Consider the following 21,113-nt stretch of genomic DNA (forward strand, 5'->3'; position numbering starts at 1 on the left):
GCCGCACCACGCACGGCAGGCAAAGCGGAAAAGGCAAACACCAGAGGGATCACTGCTTGGCTCCCTTCAACTGCGCCTCGGTATACTCCGGCTTGAAGTGCATACCGTTGGTGGCATCGGCCACTTCTGGCGGCATGTAGTTCTCATCGTGCTTGGCCAGCACCTCGAACGCCTCTACGGTCGTGGCATCCTTGAGGGTGCCCTGGGCAACAATCCCCTGCCCTTCACGGAACAGATCAGGCAGGATGCCGTCAAACTCGACCTTCACCAGATGACCGCCGTTATCCACCAGCTTGAAGGCCACCTTGAGGCTCTGGGGATCCCGCTGTACCGATCCCGGCACGACCAATCCACCGATGCGCAGGCGCTGCCCCTCTTCCGGCTTGATCTTGTCCGGCCCCTTCCCCTCCACCAGCTCACTCGGGGTGTAGAAGAGGTCGATATTCTGACTGAGGGCGTAGAGCACCAGCCCGCTGACGGTCGCCAGACCCAGGGTAATGGCCAGAATGATGGTGAGGCGTTTTTTGCGTCTCGGATTCATAGGGTGTTCTCCATCTGCTGGGCCGCCTTGCGACGGGCCTCACGCGCCTGTTTGCTGCGTAACTCGGCGAGCAGGCTGCGGGTTTTCATGCGGGTAGAAATGATGATGCCGACCAGACACACCAGCGTCAGGCCAAATGAGAGCCAGACATAGAAGGCGTAACCGCCCATCGCAAAAAAATCACTGAAAGAGGCAAAGTGCATGCTTACTTCTCCTGCTCTGCAATCTCTTTGACCCAGGGGCGATGCCACTCCCGCATCAGGAGTTCATTGCGAAAACGCATCAGGGTCAGGGCACCGAGAAACGCGGCAAATGCCAGGATCATGATCAGCAGCGGCCAGAGCATCTCGGGTGAAATGGAGGGTTTGTCAAATTTGGTGATGGTGGCCCCCTGATGCAGGGTGTTCCACCACTCCACCGAGTAGTGGATGATGGGCAGGTTGATCACCCCCACCAGTGCCAGAATGCCAGCGGCACGGCCAGCGACCACCTTGTCGCTGAAGGCGTTGTAGAGGGCAATCACGCCGAGGTAGAGAAACAGCAGGATCAGTTCAGAGGTGAGCCGCGCATCCCACACCCACCAGGTTCCCCACATGGGTTTGCCCCAGGCGGCACCGGTAAAGAGGGCAATAAAGGTAAATACGGCGCCGACCGGCGCAATGGCTGCAACCGTCATGTCCGCCATCCGCAGTTGCCACACCAGGCCGATAAAGGCGGCCACCGCCATGGTGGAGTAGGCTCCCATGGAGAGAATGGCGGAAGGCACGTGGATATAGATGATCCGGAACGAATCTCCCTGCTGGTAATCCGCTGGCGCAAACGCGAGGCCCCAGACAGTACCGATCACAAACGAGAGCAGACTAATCACCGCAAACCAGGGCAACAACGTGCCTGCCAGCTGATAGGCACGCTCCGGTTTGGCATAAGGGTGCAACCATTTCCACATAGCTCACAAAACCTTTTTGTTATTAATCGTTTGGCGAGGCCTACCATACCGACCACGGGGCAGCATCAAATACCCCGAAAGCAATAAGCGGCACTCTCCTTGATCCATCGCAACATTATTTTTCGCAAAAAGGCCCCATTCGAAGCCAAATCTGGTTCAGCTCACTGCCATCAGTTGAGGCTGACCCGCAACGCTGCCGACACAGCCAGCGGCGTCAGTGTCAAAGCCCCCACCAGCATGGCGGCCAGAATGGCAAGCTGCCCGCCATAGGGCAAGCTCATCCCCGCAGCATCGATGGCTGAGGTGGCAAAAATCAGTACCGGAATATAGAGCGGCAGGATCAGCAGACTGAGCAGCACCCCGCCTTTGCGCAATCCCACCGTCAACGCAACCCCGACCGCGCCGAGCAGACTCAATACTGGAGTGCCCAGTGCCAGCGTCGCGACGACAGCCAGATAGGTGTTCATATCCAGCGACAGCAAAATCGCCAGCAAAGGAGAGATCAGCAGCAGCGGCAAGCCGGTCAGCAGCCAGTGAGCGACCACTTTCGCCAGCGCCAGCAAGCCCAGCGGGTGCGGCATCAGCATCATCTGCTCCAGCGCGCCATCGGCAAAGTCGTCGCGAAACAGCCGCTCCAGCGACAACATGGCCGCTAATAGCGCCGCCACCCAGATGATCCCCGGGGCAATACGGGCCAGCAGTTTGGGCTCCGGGCCAATCCCTAACGGAAACAGGGTGATGACGATGAGGAAAAACCAGAGCGGATTGAGAATATCGGAACGCTGGCGCAGAGCCATCAGCAGTTCACGGTGAATAAGGTGCATAACAGCGCGCAACATGGCGTTACTCCTGCAATGTCGAGGCGAAGGGGGTCAACGAGATAGTCTTCAGCCGTCCCTGCATCAGGGTCAGATCCTGATGGGTGGTGAGGATCACCATGCCGCCCCGCTCGGCGTGGGCCAGAAAGAGCTGTTCGAGCACCTTGACCCCCTGCTTGTCGATGGCGGTAAAGGGCTCATCGAGGATCCAGAGTGCCGGTTTCTGTGACAGCCAGAGTCTGGCCAGAGCCACCCGGCGTTGCTGGCCGGCAGAGAGTTGCCCGGTCGGGTTCTCTTCAAATCCGGCCAGCCCTACCCGGGCCAATATCTGCCACAAGTCAGTCTCTGTTTGCTGCGGGTGATGTAACTGCTGGTAGAACTTCAGGTTTTCAAAAGGGGTCAGCGCCGCTTTGACACCGGGCTGATGGCCGAGATAGAGCAGATTGGCATGATACTCATCACGACAGTGACGAATATTCTCCCCATTCCAGCACACCTCACCGGCAAACGGCTGCGACAGCCCGGTCAACAACCGCAACAGGCTGGTCTTGCCGACCCCGTTGGGCCCTTCAATTTGCACCAGATCGCCAGGCGCAACAGAGAAAGAGAGGTGTTCAAACAGAGTGCGATCTTCGCGCACGCAGCTCAGATTGTTAACTTGAAGCAGCATGGGGATTTTTTCAGAGAAAATGAAGCGGTCTGCATCTTAACACAGTATTGGAATACGTCTTTTCAAAGATGCAACAATTGAACTGACTGGCGACCGGGATCACAAAGAAAATACGGTAGAAACCGCCAGCTCAACGCAGCTGGGAGACAAGCGGCTGCACGCCATAAAATTCAGGAAGGCAATTGCCTTCCTGAATCATCAAGAGCGACCTTTTCGCAACGATATCAAGAGCTCTGCCTCTGCCTTTGGCAACTCGCACTCACTCATGACTTCATCAAGATCGGCGCCCAGTTCGACCATCTTGGCCGCTCGGCTGTAGAGCCTGCGTTCGGGGTCCTGCATGGTCAGCTCTTGCTGGCGCTCATTGACCTGCTGCATCGCCCCTTCCACCGACTGCAGACGCTGCCCCATGCCAATAGCGCCGGTATGGAGTTCCATCATCTGCTTGCGCAAGCTTTCCAACTGACCTTGCAGGGTTGCCACACTGGCCTCGGACTCCTGCTTGCCGCGCTTGCTCTTGAACCAGATATAAGAGGCAAACGCCAAGGCAATCAGGGACAACCCCAAGGCAACCATCTCGATTATCAAAACATCACCTTACTTATCAGAGGGAACCGATATCTTCCCACTCTTCATCGGAGAGCAGCTTGTTCAAGTCAACCAGGATCAGCAGTTGCCCATCGCGGTTGCTCACCCCCTGAATAAACTTGGCGCTCTCTTCAGTACCGACCGCAGGTGCCGCATCGATTTCGGAAGAGCGCAGATAAACCACTTCTGCCACGCTGTCGACCATGATGCCAATCACCTGCTTCTCGGCCTCGATGATCACGATCCTGGAGTTTTCACTCACATCACCGGAAGGCAGACCGAAACGGGAACGGGTATCGATGACAGTCACCACATTGCCACGCAGGTTGATGATCCCCAGTACGTACTCAGGCGCACCCGGCACCGGTGCAATTTCGGTGTAGCGCAACACCTCCTGAACCTGCATCACATTGATGCCGTAGGTTTCGTTTTCCAGTTGGAAGGTTACCCATTGCAGCACTTCGTCTTCGGCCAGATTCTGTGCAATATTGCGCTTTTCTGTCATGTTTTTATTCCTTTTATGAAAACGTCTACTGCTAAAACTAGCAATAAAACAGCTCGATTGCAGAAGTTATCAGCGACCTTCTATGTTAACCCCACGCTCCAGCAACAGGAGCAGTTCGCGGACGTGTAACAGGGCACACATTTTTTCTTTGACCATGCCAGCCAACCAGGGGCGCTTGCCCTCCTGATGGCGCCATTTCACCTGGTCACGGTGTAACAATTCAGTCCCTTTGAGATGGTGGCAGGCTAATCCCCACGGCGATTCACCAAGCATAATCAGATACTTGTAATCATCCATCTCGAGATGCTGACCCGGCATGACCCACTGGGCAGTATCGACCACATTCATCTTCTGCTCGCGGGAGGTCATGATCCCCTTGTACCAACCCGGTTGGCCAAACAGGGAGGTGATCTCGCCCAGCTGATGAATACCACCCAGCTCGGTCAACGGCACCGCAAACGTCACGCCTGCGACTTCAAAGAAAAGGGCCTGAAACTCTTTACCGGTATCGATATTTTCCCAAGCAACCGGTTCACTGGCCTCTACCGGAGCAACCTCCAGCGCCGTTTCGGTCAGGATAGTAGTATGGGGCTCTGCAACCTCGGGAAGCAGAACCTCCTCAGGCCATTCAGGCTCCACCGGCAGCAGTGATTCCTCTGCCACAATCTCCAGCGGAGTGGTGAGTGTTATCTCCTGGGTGAAGGCATCATTTTCGAACTGGACTTGTCCCACCTGAGCCAATAGTTCACCAAGTTGGGCAAGCCGTGGATCGCTTTCGAGGTAAGGTGCGGCGACTACCTCAGGGACGCTTTGGGGCTGACGTTGCAACTGTAAAACAGGGGCAGATTGAGCCTCTTCTACCTCATCCAGCGCCAGTGGCTCATCGAGCAGCAGGGAATGGAAATAGTCATCCATCGCCCGAACTTGAATGGTATCTCTCATGCCGTCACCTCATGAACCCGTTGCCGCTCAAGGGCATCAAGATGGTTGAGCAGCGTTTCATATGCATAGGTTCCACGACTCCCGGGAGAATAGATAGACGGGGGGATATGCAGCAAGCTGGCATCCCGAAACTTGGTATCAATAGGGATTACCGCATTCCACACTGAATCCCCATATTGATCCTTGATCGACTTCAAGGTCATCAGAGAGGCACGAGTGCGCTTGTCGAACATGGTCGGGATCACGGTATAACGGAACTTGTCACGCTTGGAACGCTGCATGATCTCGAATGTTTTCATCATCCGCTCCAACCCCTTGAGGGCCAGAAATTCGGTCTGGACAGGCACCAGAATGCGATCGCAGGCAGCCAACGCGTTGACCATCATCACCCCCAGCACTGGCGGGCAATCGATCAGCACGTAATCATATTGATCCTGGATGCGCAGCAGTGCCCGCTTCAGTACCAGTCCCATCCCCTCACGATTGCCCATCACCCGATCAAGGGTCGCCAAGGTAATAGATGCTGGCAGTAAGTTGATATTTTCGAATTTGGTCTTGAGCGTCAGTTTATTGACAAGCTCGGCTGTCGGTTTGACAGCTTGAAACAACTCATAGAGGGTTCCATCCAGGCGATCTGAATCAAAATCAAGATATGCAGTCAGCGAAGCATGGGGGTCGGTATCAATCAACAGCACCCGCTGGCCACGCTGGGCCAGGATCCCCGCAAGCGAGACCACTGTGGTGGTTTTACCCACACCACCTTTCTGGTTGGCAACCGTCCAAACAATCACTGTATCAATCCTGCCTTGTTGTTATGCGTATGCCACCACCGGGCAAGGCGATCACCTTTATCTCTCCTGCATCCACCGCCTGCTGTACAGCAGGAACCGGTTCAGCAACTACCGTCGGTGTTGCAACCACAGGTGCCGGCGGCACCCAGGCAAATTTGGAGATAGCGACCACAACCTTGCGATTCTGCAGTCTGCCCTGCTCGCTGCCGTTGTCAGCAAAGGGGGAAAACTCGCCATATGCCTCGAACGCCAGACGCTGAGGGGCGATCCCATCGGCAATCAAGCCATTGAGTACCGCCTCGGCCCGAGCAGCAGAAAGCGCCCAGTTAGAACGATAAATTTCATTATTTATCTGTTGGTTATCGGTATAACCCCGAACCCTTACATAGTTATCGACCGGTTTGAGAATACTTGAAAGAGTATTAATGACCGGTGCAGCGTTTGGTCCCAAAAAGGCACTGCCGCTGCCAAACAACAAGCCGGAACTGAGTTCAACCGTCAGCCAGTTCTCATCTTGCGTCAGTTTGACGATACCGGCATCCACCAGCGAGCCCATGCTCTGTTGCAACTGCATATCGAGTTTTGCAAGTGTCGCGCCATCTTGCAGCACTGGCACACCAGAAATAGGAGCAAGTGAAGGAGAGGGGGATGCAGGGCTTTCCAGCAACGATGGAGAGGCAGATACCGGGTTATCCAACAGGGAATTACCCTGCCCTTCAAGCAAGCCATTGCCGCCAGACTGCATGACACTGAACGCCTGGCTCATACCATCAATCACCGCGCGATACTTGTCCTTGTTCACCAGTGCAACAGAGTAGAGCACCACGAACAAGGCAAAGATCAGCGTCATATAATCGGCATAGGAGACCAGCCAGCGGTCAAGATGCTCGCGACCCTGCAAGTGCAACCGATAGCGCTTGCGCATGGCTACTCTCCTTTCAAATAGGCCCTGAGCCGGCGTTCAACCTGCAAGCCGTTTTCACCATGAGCGATAGCCAGCAGCCCTTCCAGGGTCATCTCCTGAAAGAGTGCATAGTGGTAGTGAAATGCGCGTAGCCGATTGGCGATAGGCAGGTAGATGAGGTTGGCAAACCCCACTCCATAGATGGTCGCCACAAATGCCACTGCGATCCCAGCTCCCAGTGCTGATGGGTCTTCGAGATGAAACATGGCCTGGATCAGGCCCAGCACGGCACCGATGATCCCGATGGTCGGACTGTACCCCCCCATGGCTTCAAATACCCTGGCGGCATGTTCATTACGCTCCTGCTCGATATCGATATCGGCTTCGAGCAACATGCGAATATCCTCCGTGGAGACCCCATCGACAATCATGCCAAGCCCTTGGCGAGTAAAGTTGTCTTCCTCCTGCTCGGCCTGATTTTCAAGGGCCAGCAGCCCTTGCTGGCGCGCAAAGACGGCCCATGACTGCAACCGTTCGGCCTGCGCCGCGAGATCTTGGTGGGGAGGGGTAAAAATCCATAACAGCTGGCGCAACGCCAGCAGAATGTACTTGGCAGGAGTCTGCAACGTGACAGCACCGACAGTACCGCCCAGCACGATCAGAAAAGCAGGCCCGTCCACCAGCGTCAACAGGGAGCCGCCATGCCACAGTTGGGCAATGGCAATAGCCCCCAATGCCAGGAGCAGACCGAGCAAGCCCATGATTAGCGCCCCAACTCAACCAGAATACGCTGGGCCACCTTGTCCAGAGGGAGTGATTCGCTGGCAATCCCCGCTTTGGCTACCGCTTGCGGCATACCATATACCACGCAGGAAGCCTCATCCTGAGCCCAGATGGTTGATCCCTGCTCTTTCAGCAGTCTGGCGCCATCACGACCATCTGCGCCCATACCGGTCAGCACAATCGCCAGTACCTTGTCGGCATAGGTCTTGGCCGCAGAGGCAAAGGTGATGTCCACACAAGGCTTGTAATTTACCTTGTCGTTGCCATCCACGATGCGAATGCGGGCCCCTGCACCACGACCTTCCAACAGCATCTGCTTGCCACCGGGAGCAAGGTAGGCATGCCCGGGTTTAAGCACATCGCCATCTTCCGCTTCCTTGACGCCAATCTGACATAACCCGTTGAGACGGGCAGCAAACGCGGCAGTAAAAGTGGCTGGCATATGCTGGATAAGCAGGATGGGATGGGGAAAATCCCCTGGCAACTTGGTCAGCACATTTTGCAAAGCAACTGGTCCGCCGGTAGAAGTGCCGATTGCCACCAACTGATAACTCTTGCCACTACGCTTGAATGAAGCACTTGGCACAGTGCGTTGCAGGTCAGGCTGACGATCAGGAGTTCTGGACGCTGTGCTGCCCAGAGGAGCACGAGCAACCGGTTCAGGTGCTTTGGGGCGAGCAGCGGATGTCATCAGGAAGCGCTTGCGGGAGATCTCCTTCACCCGCTGTTGCAACAGTCTGACCGCTTCATCTTTGTCTCTGGCAATGTCCTCAAACTTCTTGGGCAAGAAGTCGAGTGCACCGGCGTCCAGCGCATCAAGCGTAGCCTTGGCCCCTTCATGGGTCAGGGAGGAGAACATCAGAATGGGGGTTGGGCACTTGGCCATGATCTCCCGCACCGCACTGATGCCATCCATCACGGGCATCTCGATGTCCATGGTGATCACATCAGGGCGCAGCGACATCGCCTTGTCCACCGCCTCACGTCCATTCTGGGCCGTATCAATCACCGTCAGCATGGGATCCTGATTGATGATCTCGCTCACCCGACGGCGAAAGAAGCTCGAATCGTCGACAACTAATACCTTGACTGCCATTGTTGTTTTTCTAACTCCTTGGGCCTGAGCTATTAATGTCTACGCGCATATGCTTTGAGCAGACTCGGCACATCCAAAATAAGAGCAATTCCGCCATCACTGGTAATCGTCGCCCCGGCCATGCCAGGGGTGCCTTGCAGCAGGTTATCAAGTGGCTTGATCACTACCTCTTCCTGACCAATCAGGCTATCTACCACAAACCCGATTTGCTGAGTGCCAATCTGTACGATCACCACATGTCCGGTATCCTGGCGTGAACGCTTGTTAGCGCCACGAATCAACCATTTGTGCAGATAGAAGAGCGGAATTGCCTTCTCACGAACAATGATGGTGAGCTGACCATCCACCATATTTGCCTTTTTCAGGTCCAGATGGAAAATCTCGTTCACACAACCAAGGGGAAGTGCGAAGGTCTGCTCACCCACCTCAACCATCAGAGTCGGCAGAATGGCTAGCGTCAACGGAACCTTGATTTCGAGACGGGTACCTTTCCCCCAGGTGGAATCGATGTGCACCGATCCATTGAGGCTGACAATGCTGGTTTTAACCACATCCATTCCGACACCACGGCCAGAGATATCGGAGATCTCGGCCTTGGTTGAAAAGCCCGGGGCAAAGATCAGGTTATAGGCATCGTTGTCGCTCATGCGAGCGGCAGTATCTGCATCCAGCACACCGCGACTGATGGCAATAGACTTGAGTTTCTCAGGATCCATCCCTGCCCCATCATCCTCGATGCAAAGCAGAATATGATCACCTTGCTGGGAGGCGCTAAGGGTGATTGTCCCTTGCCGCGGCTTGCCCGCTTTCTCTCGCACATCCGGCATTTCGACCCCGTGATCGCATGAGTTGCGAACAAGGTGAACCAGAGGATCGGCGAGCGCCTCCACCAGGTTTTTATCAAGATCGGTCTCTTCCCCCACCATCACCAGCTCAATCTCTTTCTTGAGGGTTCTGGCCAGGTCACGCACCACGCGCGGGAAACGACCAAATACCTTCTTGATTGGCTGCATGCGGGTTTTCATCACCGCACCTTGCAGGTCAGCCGTTACCACATCCAGATTGGCAACCGCCTTTGACATCTCTTCATCATTACTGGCAATACCCAAGCTCACCAGCCGGTTACGAACCAGTACCAACTCACCTACCATGTTCATGATGACATCGAGGGTCTTGGTATCCACCCGCACCGTCGTATCGCTTTGCACGGCACTATTTTCTGCTGGCGCAGGCGCCGCCTTGGCGGCAGGCACTGGTGCCTTGGCTGCTTCAGCGGGTTTTGCGGGGGCTGCCGGTGCTGGTTTGGCAACAGGAGTGGCCGGTTTGGGCGGAGTCACCGCAGCAGGTGCCGCAGGTGCCGCAGGTGCCGCAGGTGCCGCAGGTGCCGCAGGTGCCGCAGGTGCCGCAGGTGCCGCAGGTGCCGCAGGTGCCGCAGGTGCCATAGTACTCTGAGGCCCTTGACCACGACCATGCAATTCATCAAGCAGACGCTCAAACTCATCATCATCGATAAGCTCGTCCACCTCTTTTTGCACCGACTTCAGAGGATTTACCTCTGGCGCCCCCATGTGCTGCCCCTGACCATGGAGCTGATCCAGCAAGGCCTCAAACTCATCATCAGTGATATCGCCAGAGCCACCCGCTATTGGGGCTGCTGCAGCCGTCTTGGTCGGAGCCCCACCCACGCCGTGGAGCTCGTCCAGCAGACGTTCAAATTCGTCTGCAGAAATTTCATCGATCGAGCCGCCGCCATTGACAGGAGCAGGCTCGCTGCTGATGGCTGCGGGTTCAACAACTTCTGGAGCAACTTCTTCAACAACTACCGGTGCTGCCGGTTCAGATTCTACAGCCGCAGCCGCACTGGTAGCAGTGCGCAGTTGCTCTTCCCCTTCCGGCTTGCACAACTCGTGGAGGTCATGAAGCAAATCATCTGACGCAGGGCTGGGTGCTTCGCGATTTTGAACCTGGGCAAACATGACATTGATGGCATCCAGCGCTTGCAGGATCACATCCATCAGCTCCGCAGTAACGGTTCGCTTGCCATTACGCAGGATATCGAACACGTTTTCCGCACCGTGGCATACATCAACCAGTTCACCGAGCGACAGAAAACCCGCCCCCCCTTTCACGGTATGGAAACCGCGAAAGATAGCATTCAACAGGTTCTTGTCATCGGGCCGCTTTTCCAAGTCGACCAGTTGTTCAGACAACTGTTCCAATATTTCGGATGCTTCGACCAGAAAGTCTTGCAGTATGTCTTCATCAACTTCGAAGGCCATGCGTCACTCCATTAGAATCCCAAGCTAGACAGCAGATCGTCCACATCATCCTGACCATTGACCACATCGGCACGAGCCTCGGGGTTCATGATAGGGCCCTCTGCTTCAATCCCGTTGACAGGAATACTACGAGTTGAATGCTCAGCAGAAGCCTCACCAAACATGGTCAGCATTTCTATTAATTTTGTTTCAACTTCCTGAACAAGCTTGATGACCTTGCGGATCATCTGACCTGTCAAATCCTGAAAATCTTGTGCCATCAGGATTTCTGTCAGCAGTTGCCGTAATTTATCGGCATCAGACTCTGAAGCCTTAATAAAATCATCAAGTTGGTGACATAAGGATTTGAACTGCCCCACGCTCATGTCACGAGACATCAGGGCATTCCAGTTCGGCATCACCAGCTGGATATTGTCATTCAGGCGATCCGCTATCGGCAAACTGGCTTCCACCGCATCCATTGTGCGATTGGCCGCTTTGTCGGTCATATCGATAACGTAGCTCAAACGCTCCCGAGCATCGGGAATGTCATGAGTAGCTAAATCGGGAATACGGGGATCGAGGCGAAATTCTTGAAGTGAATCATGCAGTTGTCGGGTCAGCTGACCTACTTTTTCAAACAGATCGGCTGCGTTGGGGGCACATACTTCGGCAAGCAGTTCATCGGCCAGCTCAAATTCGCCTTGCTCCAGATGAGCAACAAGCATCCTTGCCTGGTCGAGCGAAATCATTGCTCTCGTTTTGGCCATCATCCCTGCAGCTCCTTAGCCAATTCGTTCGAAAATTTTGTCGAGTTTTTCTTTGAGCGTTGCTGCGGTGAAGGGCTTGACGATGTAACCGTTGACGCCAGCTTGGGCGGCTTCAATGATCTGCTCACGTTTGGCTTCAGCGGTTACCATCAGTACCGGCAGATGCTTCAGCTTCTCATCGACACGGATGGCTTTAAGCAGGTCAATACCTTGCATGCCAGGCATGTTCCAGTCGGTAACTACAAACTGAAAATCACCATTTTTCAGCATCGGCAGCGCTGTATTGCCGTCATCCGCCTCATGGGTATTGTTGAATCCCAAGTCGCGCAGCAAGTTCTTGATAATCCGGCGCATCGTTGAAAAATCGTCAACAATGAGGATTTTCATGTTCTTGTCCAAAATTCCCTCCTAAATAGCCACCAGAGTGGCTCACTTACATGATGCTAAAAACGGGTTGTGTCGTGCGGATTATGCCTTAGAGTTTCATCTCAGTGTAGCCAGTACAAACACTTATAGATGCCAATCTCTCAAACGAGCACGCAATCTGTGCATTGCCTGACTGTGGATCTGGCTCACACGCGACTCGCTGACATTCAAAACCTCGCCAATTTCACGCAAATTCAGCTCTTCATCGTAGTAAAGAGAGAGAACCAAAGCTTCTCTCTCTGGTAGACGACCAATTTGCTCGGATAATTGAATCTGAAATCGCTCGGCAGCCAATTCATCGAATCCCGAGCCTGAAGGAGCATCATCGGGGTTACCGATCACATCCTCGCTGACCCCCAGATCCTCGATACCGATAATTTTGCCGCAAGAGACGTCTTGCAGCATCGCATGGTAATCAGCGATGGAGACCCCCATCTCGGCAGCAACCTCGGTATCTCGCGCGTCACGCCCGTGAGTCTGCTCGACATTCTCGATCGCCTCTGCAATAGCGCGACTGTTGCGATGCACAGAGCGGGGTACCCAGTCACCACGCCGGATCTCATCCAGCATGGCGCCACGAATGCGGATCCCGGCATACGTCTCGAAGCTTGCTCCCTTGCTACCGTCAAAGTTGCGGGAGGCTTCAAGCAGCCCAATCATACCTGCCTGGATCAGGTCATCCAGCAAGACACTGCTGGGCAGGCGAGCCAACAAATGCTGGGCAATTCGCTTGACCAGGGGAGCATGACGCTCCACCAGCACGTAGGAATCCTGATGACGCAAGTACGCTTGGGCTTTATTCACGGGAACCTTCCTGTGTTGTGGCCGGTTTCTGCAACAAATTTTCCAGGAAAAACTCCAGATGGCCGCCCGGCTGGTTGGGAACCGGCCAGCTCGCAGCCTTGTTGGCAAGGGCCCGGAACGCCAGTGCGGCCGGCGACTTGGGAAACGCCTCGACAATCAGCTTCTGCTTGCGCACGGCGGCACGCAGATTGGTGTCATAGGGTACACAGGCGACCAGCTCCAGCGAGGTGTCGAGGAAACGATCCGTGACCCGAGTCAGTTTGGCAAAGAGCTCCTGCCCTTCGCGCAGACTGCGCACCATATTGGCAACCACCTTGAAACGAAACACGCCGTGATCCTTGGAGAGGATCTTGATGAGGGCGTAGGCATCGGTGATGGAGGTCGGCTCATCGCAGACCACCACCATGATGTCCTGAGCTGCTCGGGTGAAGCTCAGCACCATGTCGGAGATCCCCGCAGCCGTATCCACCAGCAGGATGTCGACCTGGGTCTTCATCTCGCTGAAGGCGCGGATAAGCTCGGCATGCTGCACCGGAGAAAGCTCGACCATGGACTGGGTGCCCGAGGTCGCAGGCACGATCATCATGCCGTAGGGGCCTTCGACGATGATATCGTCGATGGTGCATTCACCCGCCAGGACATGAGAGAGGTTACGATGAACCCGCAGCCCCAGCATGACGTCGACGTTGGCCAGACCAAGGTCGGCATCCAGCACCATCACCCGCTTGCCTTGGGCGGCCATGGCTCCGGCCACGTTCAGGGTCACGTTGGTCTTGCCCACGCCACCTTTACCACCGGAAACGGCGATTACTTTTACTCGATTGTTTTGACGCATTTTGCGCAGACCACTCGCCTGATCCATATACATGTTACTCATAAAACTCCGAATCTTCGGCCTCGCCAAAGCCTGCGCCCCAGAAATAGGGCTCCTCTGTTTCTCGCTCCAGCGAGCCCATGGCAGCCCCGACGAGCTGCGCCGCATTGGCAACCTGAATATCTTCCGGAACCCTTTGTCCGTCAGTGATATAGCTGATGGGCAATGAATTCTGGATACACACGTTAATCACTTCGCCCAGATTCAGACTTTCATCCAATTTGGTAAGTATGCAGCCGCTTAATGGAATACGCCGGAAATGGTCAACCGCCTCCTGCATCACCCGACGCTGGGAAGTTGCCGACATCACCAGATAACTGCGGATCCGCACCTTGGCATTCTTGACCAAGGTATCGAGCTGCTCGGTCAGCCGGATATCCCGCTGGCCAACTCCAGCCGTATCGATAAGTACCAGCCGACGATGGCGGAACTGATAAAGGGCATTGGCCAGCTCTTCTGCATCACGCACCTGCCGCACCGGACACCCCATGATGCGACCATAGGTCTGCAGCTGTTCATGGGCACCAATCCGGTAGTTGTCGGTGGTGATCAGCGCCACCTGCTCGGCGCCATACTTCATGGCGAAACGGGCCGCCAGCTTGGCAATAGTGGTGGTTTTGCCCACCCCGGTCGGGCCAAGCAGCGCCACCGCGCCGCCCTGACGCATGATCTCGTCCTCGCTGATCTTGAGCTGGGCCGTCAGCACCTCGGCCAACTGGGCCATCGCCTGATGGATGGACATATCTTCGGGGATCAGTCCCGCCAGTTGATCGGCAAAGGCATCGTCAAAGCCGAGCTTCTTGAGCTCCTTGATCAACAGGGCCCGCATCGGTTCGCGGCGCTCCACCTCTTGCCACATCAGCCCGGAGATCTGGTGCTCCAGCAATTTACGGATGCTGGCCATCTCCTTGCGCATCCCTTCCATCTCCTGATCCCGCTGGGCAGGTTGAGGGGGGCGCTGGCCGGACGCAACCCGAGCCTTGGGCTTGGCAGGTTCGGGAGCTGCGCCCCACTGCCCCTGCTCGGCCAATGTTCTGGGCGCAGCATTGGCAGCGGCCAGACCGGCCGATTGGGTATTGCCCATTGGCGCCCCATTGCCCGGCTTGAGCTTCTGCTGGCGCGCCAGCAAGGCGGCCAGGGTATCGGCATAATGTTCGTTCTGCTCCTTCGCCGGCGTCGGCTCGGGGCGGATCATCTGCCGTGCAGCAGACGAAATATTGACGCTCTCATCGTTCAGCTGACGGCGAACCGGCGCATCTTTGGGCCCCGGGACCTGGGATTGATAATCGACTGCGGCGACTATCTCTACCCCTCCGGTGACCTTCTTGTTGGACATGATGACGGCATCCGGCCCGAGAGTCTCCTTGACCTCGGCCAGAGCCGTTCGCATATCCTTGGCAAAAAACCGCTTAATCTTCACCCGTCGTCTCCGCTAACTAGTTCTGCCCTACCGCACTGACGATGCGGATCTGCTTGTCGTCGGGCACTTCCTGATAAGACAGAACGCGCAATCCAGGAATGGCATTCTTGACAAATTTCGCCAGGGTATTGCGCAAGATCCCCGATGTCAGAAGCACGGCCGGTTGGCCTTCCAATTCTTGTCGTTGAGTGGCTTCCACCAGCGAGCGCTGCATCCGCTCTGCCAGACCCGGTTCAATACCGGCACCATCACCGCCACCAGCCTGCAGGGATTGATGCAATATACGTTCCAATTCCGGCGCCAAGGTAATCACCGGCAGCTCGGGATCGGGGCCTGCAATCTCCTGCACAATCAGGCGACGCAGGGCAATCCGGCAAGCGGCTGTGAGCACTTCCGGATCCGGACTGCGCGGCGCGTATTCAACCAGGGTCTGCAGGATAGTGCGCATATCGCGGATTGGCACGCCTTCATTGAGCAAATTCTGCAATACCTTCACAAGGTTACCCATGCTGATCACTTCCGGCACCAGCCCTTCGACCAGCTTGCTCTGATGTTTGCCAATCATGTCGAGCAGCTGTTGTACCTCGTCATGACCCAGCAACAGAGCTGCATGGTTGGTCAGGATCTGGCTCAGATGGGTAGCCACCACGGTCGCGGTGTCTACCACCGTATACCCCAGCGTCTGTGCTTGAGATACCATCTCCTTGGCAACCCAGACCGCTTCCAGCCCGAAGGCGGGATCCCGGGTCGCTATCCCCTGGATCTGGCCGAACACCTGCCCCGGATTGATGGCCATCTCCTTATCATGGTAGACATTGGCCTCGCCGGTACTGACCCCCATCAAGGTGATGCGGTATTGGTTTGGCGCCAGATCCAGGTTGTCGCGAATGTGGACGGCCGGGACCAGAAAGCCCAGCTCTTGCGAGAGTTTCTTGCGCACCCCTTTGATCCGGTTGAGCAGTTCGCCACCCTGATTGCGATCCACCAGCGGGATCAGCTGATAACCCACTTCCAGCCCGATGGTGTCCACCGGCATCACATCATCCCAGCTCAGCTCTTTCTGCTCATGAGGTTGTTCGGCAGTGGCAGGCAGCAGCTCGCCCTTAGCCGCTTTGGCGGCAGCCAGTTTCTCGCGGCGCAGCAACCACCAGGCGCCAGCGGCGGCAAGAGCCCCCAGACTCAGGAAGGCGAAATGCGGCATCCCCGGCACCAGCCCCATCATCAGCAGAATCCCGGCCGAGATGATCAGCGCCTTGGGATTGTCAAACAGCTGGCCTAGTACTGCGGTACCCATGTCCTGATCGGTATTCTGACGGGTCACTATGATGGCGGCGGCGATGGAGAGCAGCAGGGAGGGGATCTGCGCCACCAGGCCGTCACCGATGGCCAACAGGGTATAGATCTCGGCCGATTCGCTGAAGGTCAGCTGGTGCTGCATCATCCCGATGATGAAGCCGCCGATGATGTTGATAAAGAGGATCATGATGCCCGCAATGGCATCCCCTTTGACGAATTTGGAGGCACCATCCATGGAGCCGTAGAAGTCGGCTTCCTGGGTCACATCCTGGCGACGCTTCTTCGCCTCTTCCTGATTGATGAGACCGGCGTTCAAATCGGCATCGATGGCCATCTGTTTGCCCGGCATCGCATCAAGGGTAAAACGGGCACTTACTTCCGCGATCCTCCCGGCACCCTTGGTGATCACCACAAAGTTGATGATCATCAGGATGGTAAAAACGATGATGCCGACCGCATAGTTGCCGCCGATCACCACGTTACCGAATGCCTCGATCACATGGCCGGCCGCCGCACTGCCATTATGACCTTCCAGTAACACCACCCGGGTCGAGGCAACGTTCAACGCCAACCGCAGCAAGGTAGCGAGCAGCAGTACGGTCGGGAAGGCCGCAAATTCGAGGGGGCGGCGGGTATAGACGGATACCAGCAGCACCACGATGGAGAGGGCAATGTTAAAGGAGAAGAGCACGTCCAGCATCAGCGGCGGGATGGGTAACACCACCATACCGAGCGCGGCCAATACCAGCAGAGGGGTGCCAAGGCCTTTGCCCAATACTCCCCGGTACTCTTTGAACTGGCCCAATACTGCCTTGAATTCCATCGCGCTTCTCAATTTCAACCTGCTGGTGCCAGATTAAAGCAAACATCAAGCCAACAATACAAGACATTGAAATGCAATGGATTTATTTTGACTACGTCAGAACTTTGTCATTTGCGATATTCGGTCGGAATGGGGAGATCTTTAGCCAGCGGCTGGGGACGGCGCCCCTGACCACGACGGAATTTCTTGAGCTGGAAGACATAGGCGAGCACCTGGGCAACCGCCGCAAACAGCCCTTCCGGGATCTCGTGGCCCAGCTCGGTTGAGTGGTAAATGGCCCGAGTCAAGGCTGGTGACGGCATGATGGGGATCTCGTACTCTCTGGCTATCTCCCTGATCTTCATTGCAATCTCATCAGTGCCCTTGGCCACGACCTTGGGCGCGGCACCAGGTTTGCCCGCATCATACTTGAGCGCCACCGAGTAGTGGGTCGGGTTGGTGATCACCACATCGGCCTTGGGCACATCCCCCATCATCCGGCGCATCGCCATCTGCATCTGCAACTGGCGGATCTTGCCTTTTACCTCGGGCTTGCCTTCGCTATCCCTGAACTCATCCTTGACCTCCTGCTTGGTCATCTTGAGCTGACGCATGTGGTTCCACTGCTGGAACGGCACGTCGATGGCAACGATGGGAAGCAGGGCGCAGCAGAGGATGATCAACATCCAGAGAAACAACTCCAGCGCATCGATAATACCGCCGGGGAAACCCTCCATGGAGAGGTTGAGCAGGTGATTGAACTGGCTGGATAACATCCACCAGGCAAACAGGGTGATGAACACCACCTTGGCGATGGATTTGACCAGCTCAATCAGCGACTGCACCCCGAACATTCGCTTGAGGCCGCTGAGCGGGCTCAGCTTGCTCATCTTGGGCATCATGGCTTCGGTGGAGAAGTTCATCCCCCCCATCAGGGTGTTGCCGATAAAAGCGGCAATCGCCACCAGTGCAAACAAGAGTCCCAGCGGAAGAACCAGTTCCCCCAGCAGCGCCGGCACCATGGCGATCATGGCATTGGGATCGAAAGCCTGCTCCCGATCCAGAGTAAAGCCCATGGTGACAACCTTGATCATGGCAGTCGCCAGCGAGCCCTTGAGCATCAGCAGGCCAAAAACCGCCGAGAGCAGAACGCTGGCGGTCCCCAGCTCTTTTGAACGTGCAATCTGCCCTTTTTCACGGGCCTGTTGCAGTCGTTTGCCCGTGGGTTGTTCGGTACGTTCCTGGTCGGTATCAGCCATGAGCGCCCCCGAAACACTGGGTGTTGATCAGCTCGCAGCTGACCTCCTGCACCCGCTCCCACATGATGTCGAAGTGACCGAGGAACCCACCGATAGTGAGCCAGAGGATGAGCAGACCCGACATCATGCTGACCGCAAAACCGATACTGAAAATGTTGAGTTGCGGCGCCGCCCGGGTCATGACACCAAAGGCGAAGTTGATTAAGAGCAAGGCGACGATGGCTGAGAGCGACATAACCAAGGCAGACTGATACATCACCCCCAGAAACGCACTCAGGGTTTTCATGGATGAAACCGAGAGGCCGTACTCGGAGACAGGCAGTGTCTCGAAACTAAGAATGACCAGCCGCAGCATCACCAGATGACCATCCAGCGCCAGAAACACCAGGGTCGCCAGCATCAGATAAAACTGACCCACTACGGGGGCCGACTGGCCATTCATCGGGTCCACCAGGGTGGCAAAACCCAGACTGGTCTGCATGGCGATGACCTGACCGGCCATCACGAAGCTCTCCATCAGAAACTGGGTCATCAGACCAAGGGCAATACCGATCAGCAATTGCTGGCCCAATACCAGAAAGCTGCCGGCAGAGAAGAGTTCAATGGGGGGCATTTTCGGGAGCAGCGGGGCAATCAGAAAGGTGATGGCCAAAGCCAGCCCCATCCGTACCCGCGCAGGAGCGAGGCGGCTGCCGAACACCGCCATCACCATCAGCAGACTGCTCACCCGCGCCAGCGGCCAGAGGATGGAAGACAACCACTCCATGATCAGAGCGGTTGTGTAGGTCATCCCACCACCTCGGGGATTTGACTGACCATCAGTATGAAGAAGTCCATCAGACTCTGCATTCCCCAGTGAGCACCAATTCCCAGGGCTAGCAGGGTCACGATAAGACGGGGCAGAAAGCTCAGGGTCTGTTCGTTGATGGAAGTGGCCGCCTGAAAGATGGCTACCACCAGCCCGATAGCGAGGCTGGGCAGGATCACGGCGCTGACCATGATATTGACCAACCAGAGCGCCTCGCGAAAGACGTCGACAAAGGTTTCAGGACTCATGTTCGGGCTCCTTGCGCTCGACCGGCTAACCGGCACCCAGTCCGAAACTGTTGGCCAGTGACCCCAAAATGAGGTTCCAGCCATCCACCATCACAAACAGCATCAGCTTGAAGGGCAGCGAGACGATCATCGGCGAGAGCATCATCATCCCCATCGCCATCAGGATACTGGCCACCACCAGATCGATGACCAGGAACGGCAAAAACAGCATAAAACCAATCTGGAAGGCGGTTTTCAGCTCGCTGGTGACAAAGGCAGGGATCAGCACGCGTAGCGGCACATCGGCAGGTTTCTCCACCTGCACGTTGGCGATCTCCATAAAGGTGTTTAAATCTTTGATCCGGGTCTGGGCCAGCATGAACTGGTGGATGGGCAACTCGGCCCGCTCCAGCGCCTCCTTTGCCTGAATGGTCTCGGCCAGATAGGGCTGCAACGCCTCATCATTGATGCGATCCAGCACCGGTGACATGATGAAGAACGACATGAACAGGGCGATGCCGATCAACACCTGGTTGGAGGGACTCTGTTGCAGACCTATCGCCTGGCGCAAGATACCCAACACCACAATGATGCGGGTAAACGAGGTCATCATGATCACCATGGCCGGCAAGAAGGAGAGCGCGGTCATCAGCGCCAGCACTTGCAGGGTCAGACTGTACTCCTGAGAGCCATCCCCCATGGTCTTGACTGTCACCGCGGACATGGCGTCCTGTGCCAGCGCAGGCCAGGAGCAAAACAGTGGTATCAGCAGGCTGACCAACAGCCCCGTTTTCAGCCATAAGCCGTTAGCTTTTTTCATGCTTGCCCATCAATTTGCCAAGCTGCTGGGAAAACGCCTGCGGCTGGTTTTCGTCCAGCGGCTCCTCCAGCCGGTAGAGAAAGTTGACCTGCTGCGGTGTTACGCCGACCAGCAGTTGCTGTTCGCCCACCTTGACCACCAGCAGCTTCTCTTTGTAACCCACCGGCAACGAGGCGATGACCCGCATCTGGCCGCCCCCCATGGAGGTCGCCAGCTTGCTCTTCTTGAGCAGAAAGCCCAGCACCAGAATGAGACCGATCACCATCAAACTGGAGAGCAACCAGGAGCTCAGACTAGGCACGTTGGCAGATGCCGCTGTCTCGGCAAAGGCCGGAACAGGCAGCAATAACAACAGGAGGCGCATCATTTGAGCTTCTTGATCCGTTCAATCTGGCTTATGACGTCGGTCAGGCGAATACCGAACTTGTCGTTTACCACCACCACCTCGCCGTGAGCGATCAGGGTGCCGTTGACCAATACGTCCAGCGGCTCGCCAGCAACCCGATCCAGCTCCACCACCGAGCCCTGGTTAAGCTGCAACAGGTTGCGGATGCTGATCTGGCTGCGGCCCACCTCCATGGCGATAGTGACCGGAATATCGAGAATGGTGTCGAGCTTGCGACGCTCCTCGGCACTGATGGGGGCATCATCTTTCAACTCTTCCAGCGGGGCTGGCTTGGCTTCCGCCGTCACCTGCTCCTCCAGAGCCGCAGCCCAGGCATCAGCCATCAGATCCTCTTCCTCAGTTCCGCTCATCTTGTTTCC

25 protein-coding genes are annotated in these 21,113 nt (G+C 56.1%); all 25 read right to left on the minus strand.

The features are described 5' to 3' along the window. Positions 1-49: 49 nt before the first annotated feature. Positions 50-541 (minus strand): cytochrome c maturation protein CcmE, encoded by a 492-nt coding sequence (gene ccmE / locus AB5Y76_RS20875; RefSeq protein WP_005334685.1) that lies wholly within the window; start codon positions 539-541, stop codon positions 50-52. Further along, positions 538-744 (minus strand): heme exporter protein CcmD, encoded by a 207-nt coding sequence (gene ccmD, locus AB5Y76_RS20880; RefSeq protein ID WP_263716839.1) that lies wholly within the window; start codon positions 742-744, stop codon positions 538-540. Before ccmD ends, ccmE begins: the two co-directional genes overlap by 4 nt. A 2-nt stretch (positions 745-746) precedes the next feature. Continuing rightward, positions 747-1,487 (minus strand): heme ABC transporter permease, encoded by a 741-nt coding sequence (locus AB5Y76_RS20885; RefSeq protein ID WP_005334687.1) that lies wholly within the window; start codon positions 1,485-1,487, stop codon positions 747-749. A 170-nt stretch (positions 1,488-1,657) separates the two neighbouring features. Further along, the gene (gene ccmB, locus AB5Y76_RS20890; protein ID WP_005353658.1) at positions 1,658-2,326 is read right to left on the minus strand and encodes a heme exporter protein CcmB; all 669 of its coding nucleotides are present in this window, start codon (positions 2,324-2,326) and stop codon (positions 1,658-1,660) included. Positions 2,327-2,330: 4 nt separating this feature from the next. Continuing rightward, positions 2,331-2,975: a cytochrome c biogenesis heme-transporting ATPase CcmA gene (gene ccmA / locus AB5Y76_RS20895; RefSeq protein ID WP_005353659.1), complete on the minus strand. Its 645-nt coding sequence runs from the start codon at positions 2,973-2,975 to the stop codon at positions 2,331-2,333. Positions 2,976-3,173: 198 nt separating this feature from the next. After that, positions 3,174-3,551 carry a DUF2802 domain-containing protein gene (locus AB5Y76_RS20900; protein ID WP_179904039.1) on the minus strand — a complete coding sequence of 126 codons (378 nt, stop codon included), beginning with the start codon at positions 3,549-3,551 and terminating at the stop codon, positions 3,174-3,176. A 28-nt stretch (positions 3,552-3,579) separates the two neighbouring features. Beyond that, positions 3,580-4,068: a chemotaxis protein CheW gene (locus tag AB5Y76_RS20905; protein ID WP_005298836.1), complete on the minus strand. Its 489-nt coding sequence runs from the start codon at positions 4,066-4,068 to the stop codon at positions 3,580-3,582. Between the two features lie 69 nt (positions 4,069-4,137). After that, a complete protein-coding gene (locus tag AB5Y76_RS20910) occupies positions 4,138-5,010 on the minus strand; it encodes a chemotaxis protein CheW (RefSeq protein WP_158112156.1) in 873 nt (290 codons plus the stop codon). Then, positions 5,007-5,801, minus strand: a complete 795-nt coding sequence (locus AB5Y76_RS20915; RefSeq protein ID WP_005334696.1) for a ParA family protein — start codon at positions 5,799-5,801, stop codon at positions 5,007-5,009. Before AB5Y76_RS20915 ends, AB5Y76_RS20910 begins: the two co-directional genes overlap by 4 nt. Positions 5,802-5,805: 4 nt before the next feature. Further along, positions 5,806-6,726, minus strand: coding sequence for a flagellar motor protein MotB (locus AB5Y76_RS20920; protein WP_103251226.1), 921 nt, complete (start codon positions 6,724-6,726; stop codon positions 5,806-5,808). Positions 6,727-6,728: 2 nt separating this feature from the next. Continuing rightward, the gene (locus AB5Y76_RS20925) at positions 6,729-7,466 is read right to left on the minus strand and encodes a flagellar motor protein (protein WP_019444726.1); all 738 of its coding nucleotides are present in this window, start codon (positions 7,464-7,466) and stop codon (positions 6,729-6,731) included. Between the two features lie 2 nt (positions 7,467-7,468). Then, positions 7,469-8,584 carry a chemotaxis response regulator protein-glutamate methylesterase gene (locus AB5Y76_RS20930; RefSeq protein ID WP_113740463.1) on the minus strand — a complete coding sequence of 372 codons (1,116 nt, stop codon included), beginning with the start codon at positions 8,582-8,584 and terminating at the stop codon, positions 7,469-7,471. Positions 8,585-8,616: 32 nt separating this feature from the next. Further along, the gene (locus AB5Y76_RS20935; RefSeq protein WP_368177818.1) at positions 8,617-10,863 is read right to left on the minus strand and encodes a chemotaxis protein CheA; all 2,247 of its coding nucleotides are present in this window, start codon (positions 10,861-10,863) and stop codon (positions 8,617-8,619) included. An 11-nt stretch (positions 10,864-10,874) separates the two neighbouring features. Further along, entirely contained in the window at positions 10,875-11,615 is a 741-nt protein-coding gene (locus AB5Y76_RS20940; RefSeq protein ID WP_005353668.1) for a protein phosphatase CheZ, read from the minus strand. Positions 11,616-11,627: 12 nt separating this feature from the next. After that, a complete protein-coding gene (gene cheY / locus AB5Y76_RS20945) occupies positions 11,628-12,011 on the minus strand; it encodes a chemotaxis response regulator CheY (protein ID WP_013723552.1) in 384 nt (127 codons plus the stop codon). Positions 12,012-12,122: 111 nt separating this feature from the next. Further along, a complete protein-coding gene (locus AB5Y76_RS20950) occupies positions 12,123-12,842 on the minus strand; it encodes an RNA polymerase sigma factor FliA (RefSeq protein WP_019444723.1) in 720 nt (239 codons plus the stop codon). Continuing rightward, on the minus strand, positions 12,835-13,710 hold the full coding sequence (locus tag AB5Y76_RS20955; protein WP_013723550.1) for a MinD/ParA family protein: 876 nt from the start codon (positions 13,708-13,710) through the stop codon (positions 12,835-12,837). Before AB5Y76_RS20955 ends, AB5Y76_RS20950 begins: the two co-directional genes overlap by 8 nt. A 1-nt stretch (position 13,711) precedes the next feature. Further along, on the minus strand, positions 13,712-15,136 hold the full coding sequence (gene flhF / locus AB5Y76_RS20960; protein WP_110302520.1) for a flagellar biosynthesis protein FlhF: 1,425 nt from the start codon (positions 15,134-15,136) through the stop codon (positions 13,712-13,714). A 16-nt stretch (positions 15,137-15,152) separates the two neighbouring features. Beyond that, entirely contained in the window at positions 15,153-17,255 is a 2,103-nt protein-coding gene (gene flhA, locus AB5Y76_RS20965) for a flagellar biosynthesis protein FlhA (RefSeq protein WP_263716841.1), read from the minus strand. A 107-nt stretch (positions 17,256-17,362) separates the two neighbouring features. Then, a complete protein-coding gene (gene flhB, locus AB5Y76_RS20970; RefSeq protein ID WP_181221484.1) occupies positions 17,363-18,493 on the minus strand; it encodes a flagellar biosynthesis protein FlhB in 1,131 nt (376 codons plus the stop codon). After that, positions 18,486-19,283, minus strand: a complete 798-nt coding sequence (gene fliR / locus AB5Y76_RS20975) for a flagellar biosynthetic protein FliR (RefSeq protein WP_263716842.1) — start codon at positions 19,281-19,283, stop codon at positions 18,486-18,488. The genes flhB and fliR overlap by 8 nt, the downstream gene beginning before the upstream one ends. Continuing rightward, entirely contained in the window at positions 19,280-19,549 is a 270-nt protein-coding gene (fliQ, locus tag AB5Y76_RS20980; protein WP_263716843.1) for a flagellar biosynthesis protein FliQ, read from the minus strand. The genes fliR and fliQ overlap by 4 nt, the downstream gene beginning before the upstream one ends. A gap of 25 nt (positions 19,550-19,574) precedes the next feature. Next, positions 19,575-20,348 (minus strand): flagellar type III secretion system pore protein FliP, encoded by a 774-nt coding sequence (fliP, locus tag AB5Y76_RS20985; RefSeq protein WP_005334729.1) that lies wholly within the window; start codon positions 20,346-20,348, stop codon positions 19,575-19,577. After that, positions 20,335-20,715, minus strand: coding sequence for a flagellar biosynthetic protein FliO (gene fliO, locus AB5Y76_RS20990; RefSeq protein ID WP_263716844.1), 381 nt, complete (start codon positions 20,713-20,715; stop codon positions 20,335-20,337). Before fliO ends, fliP begins: the two co-directional genes overlap by 14 nt. Next, positions 20,712-21,104: a flagellar motor switch protein FliN gene (fliN, locus tag AB5Y76_RS20995; protein WP_005298791.1), complete on the minus strand. Its 393-nt coding sequence runs from the start codon at positions 21,102-21,104 to the stop codon at positions 20,712-20,714. Before fliN ends, fliO begins: the two co-directional genes overlap by 4 nt. Positions 21,105-21,113 lie beyond the last annotated feature (9 nt).

This window comes from Aeromonas sp. R1-2 (assembly GCF_040908505.1).
Lineage (GTDB): Bacteria > Pseudomonadota > Gammaproteobacteria > Enterobacterales > Aeromonadaceae > Aeromonas > Aeromonas veronii.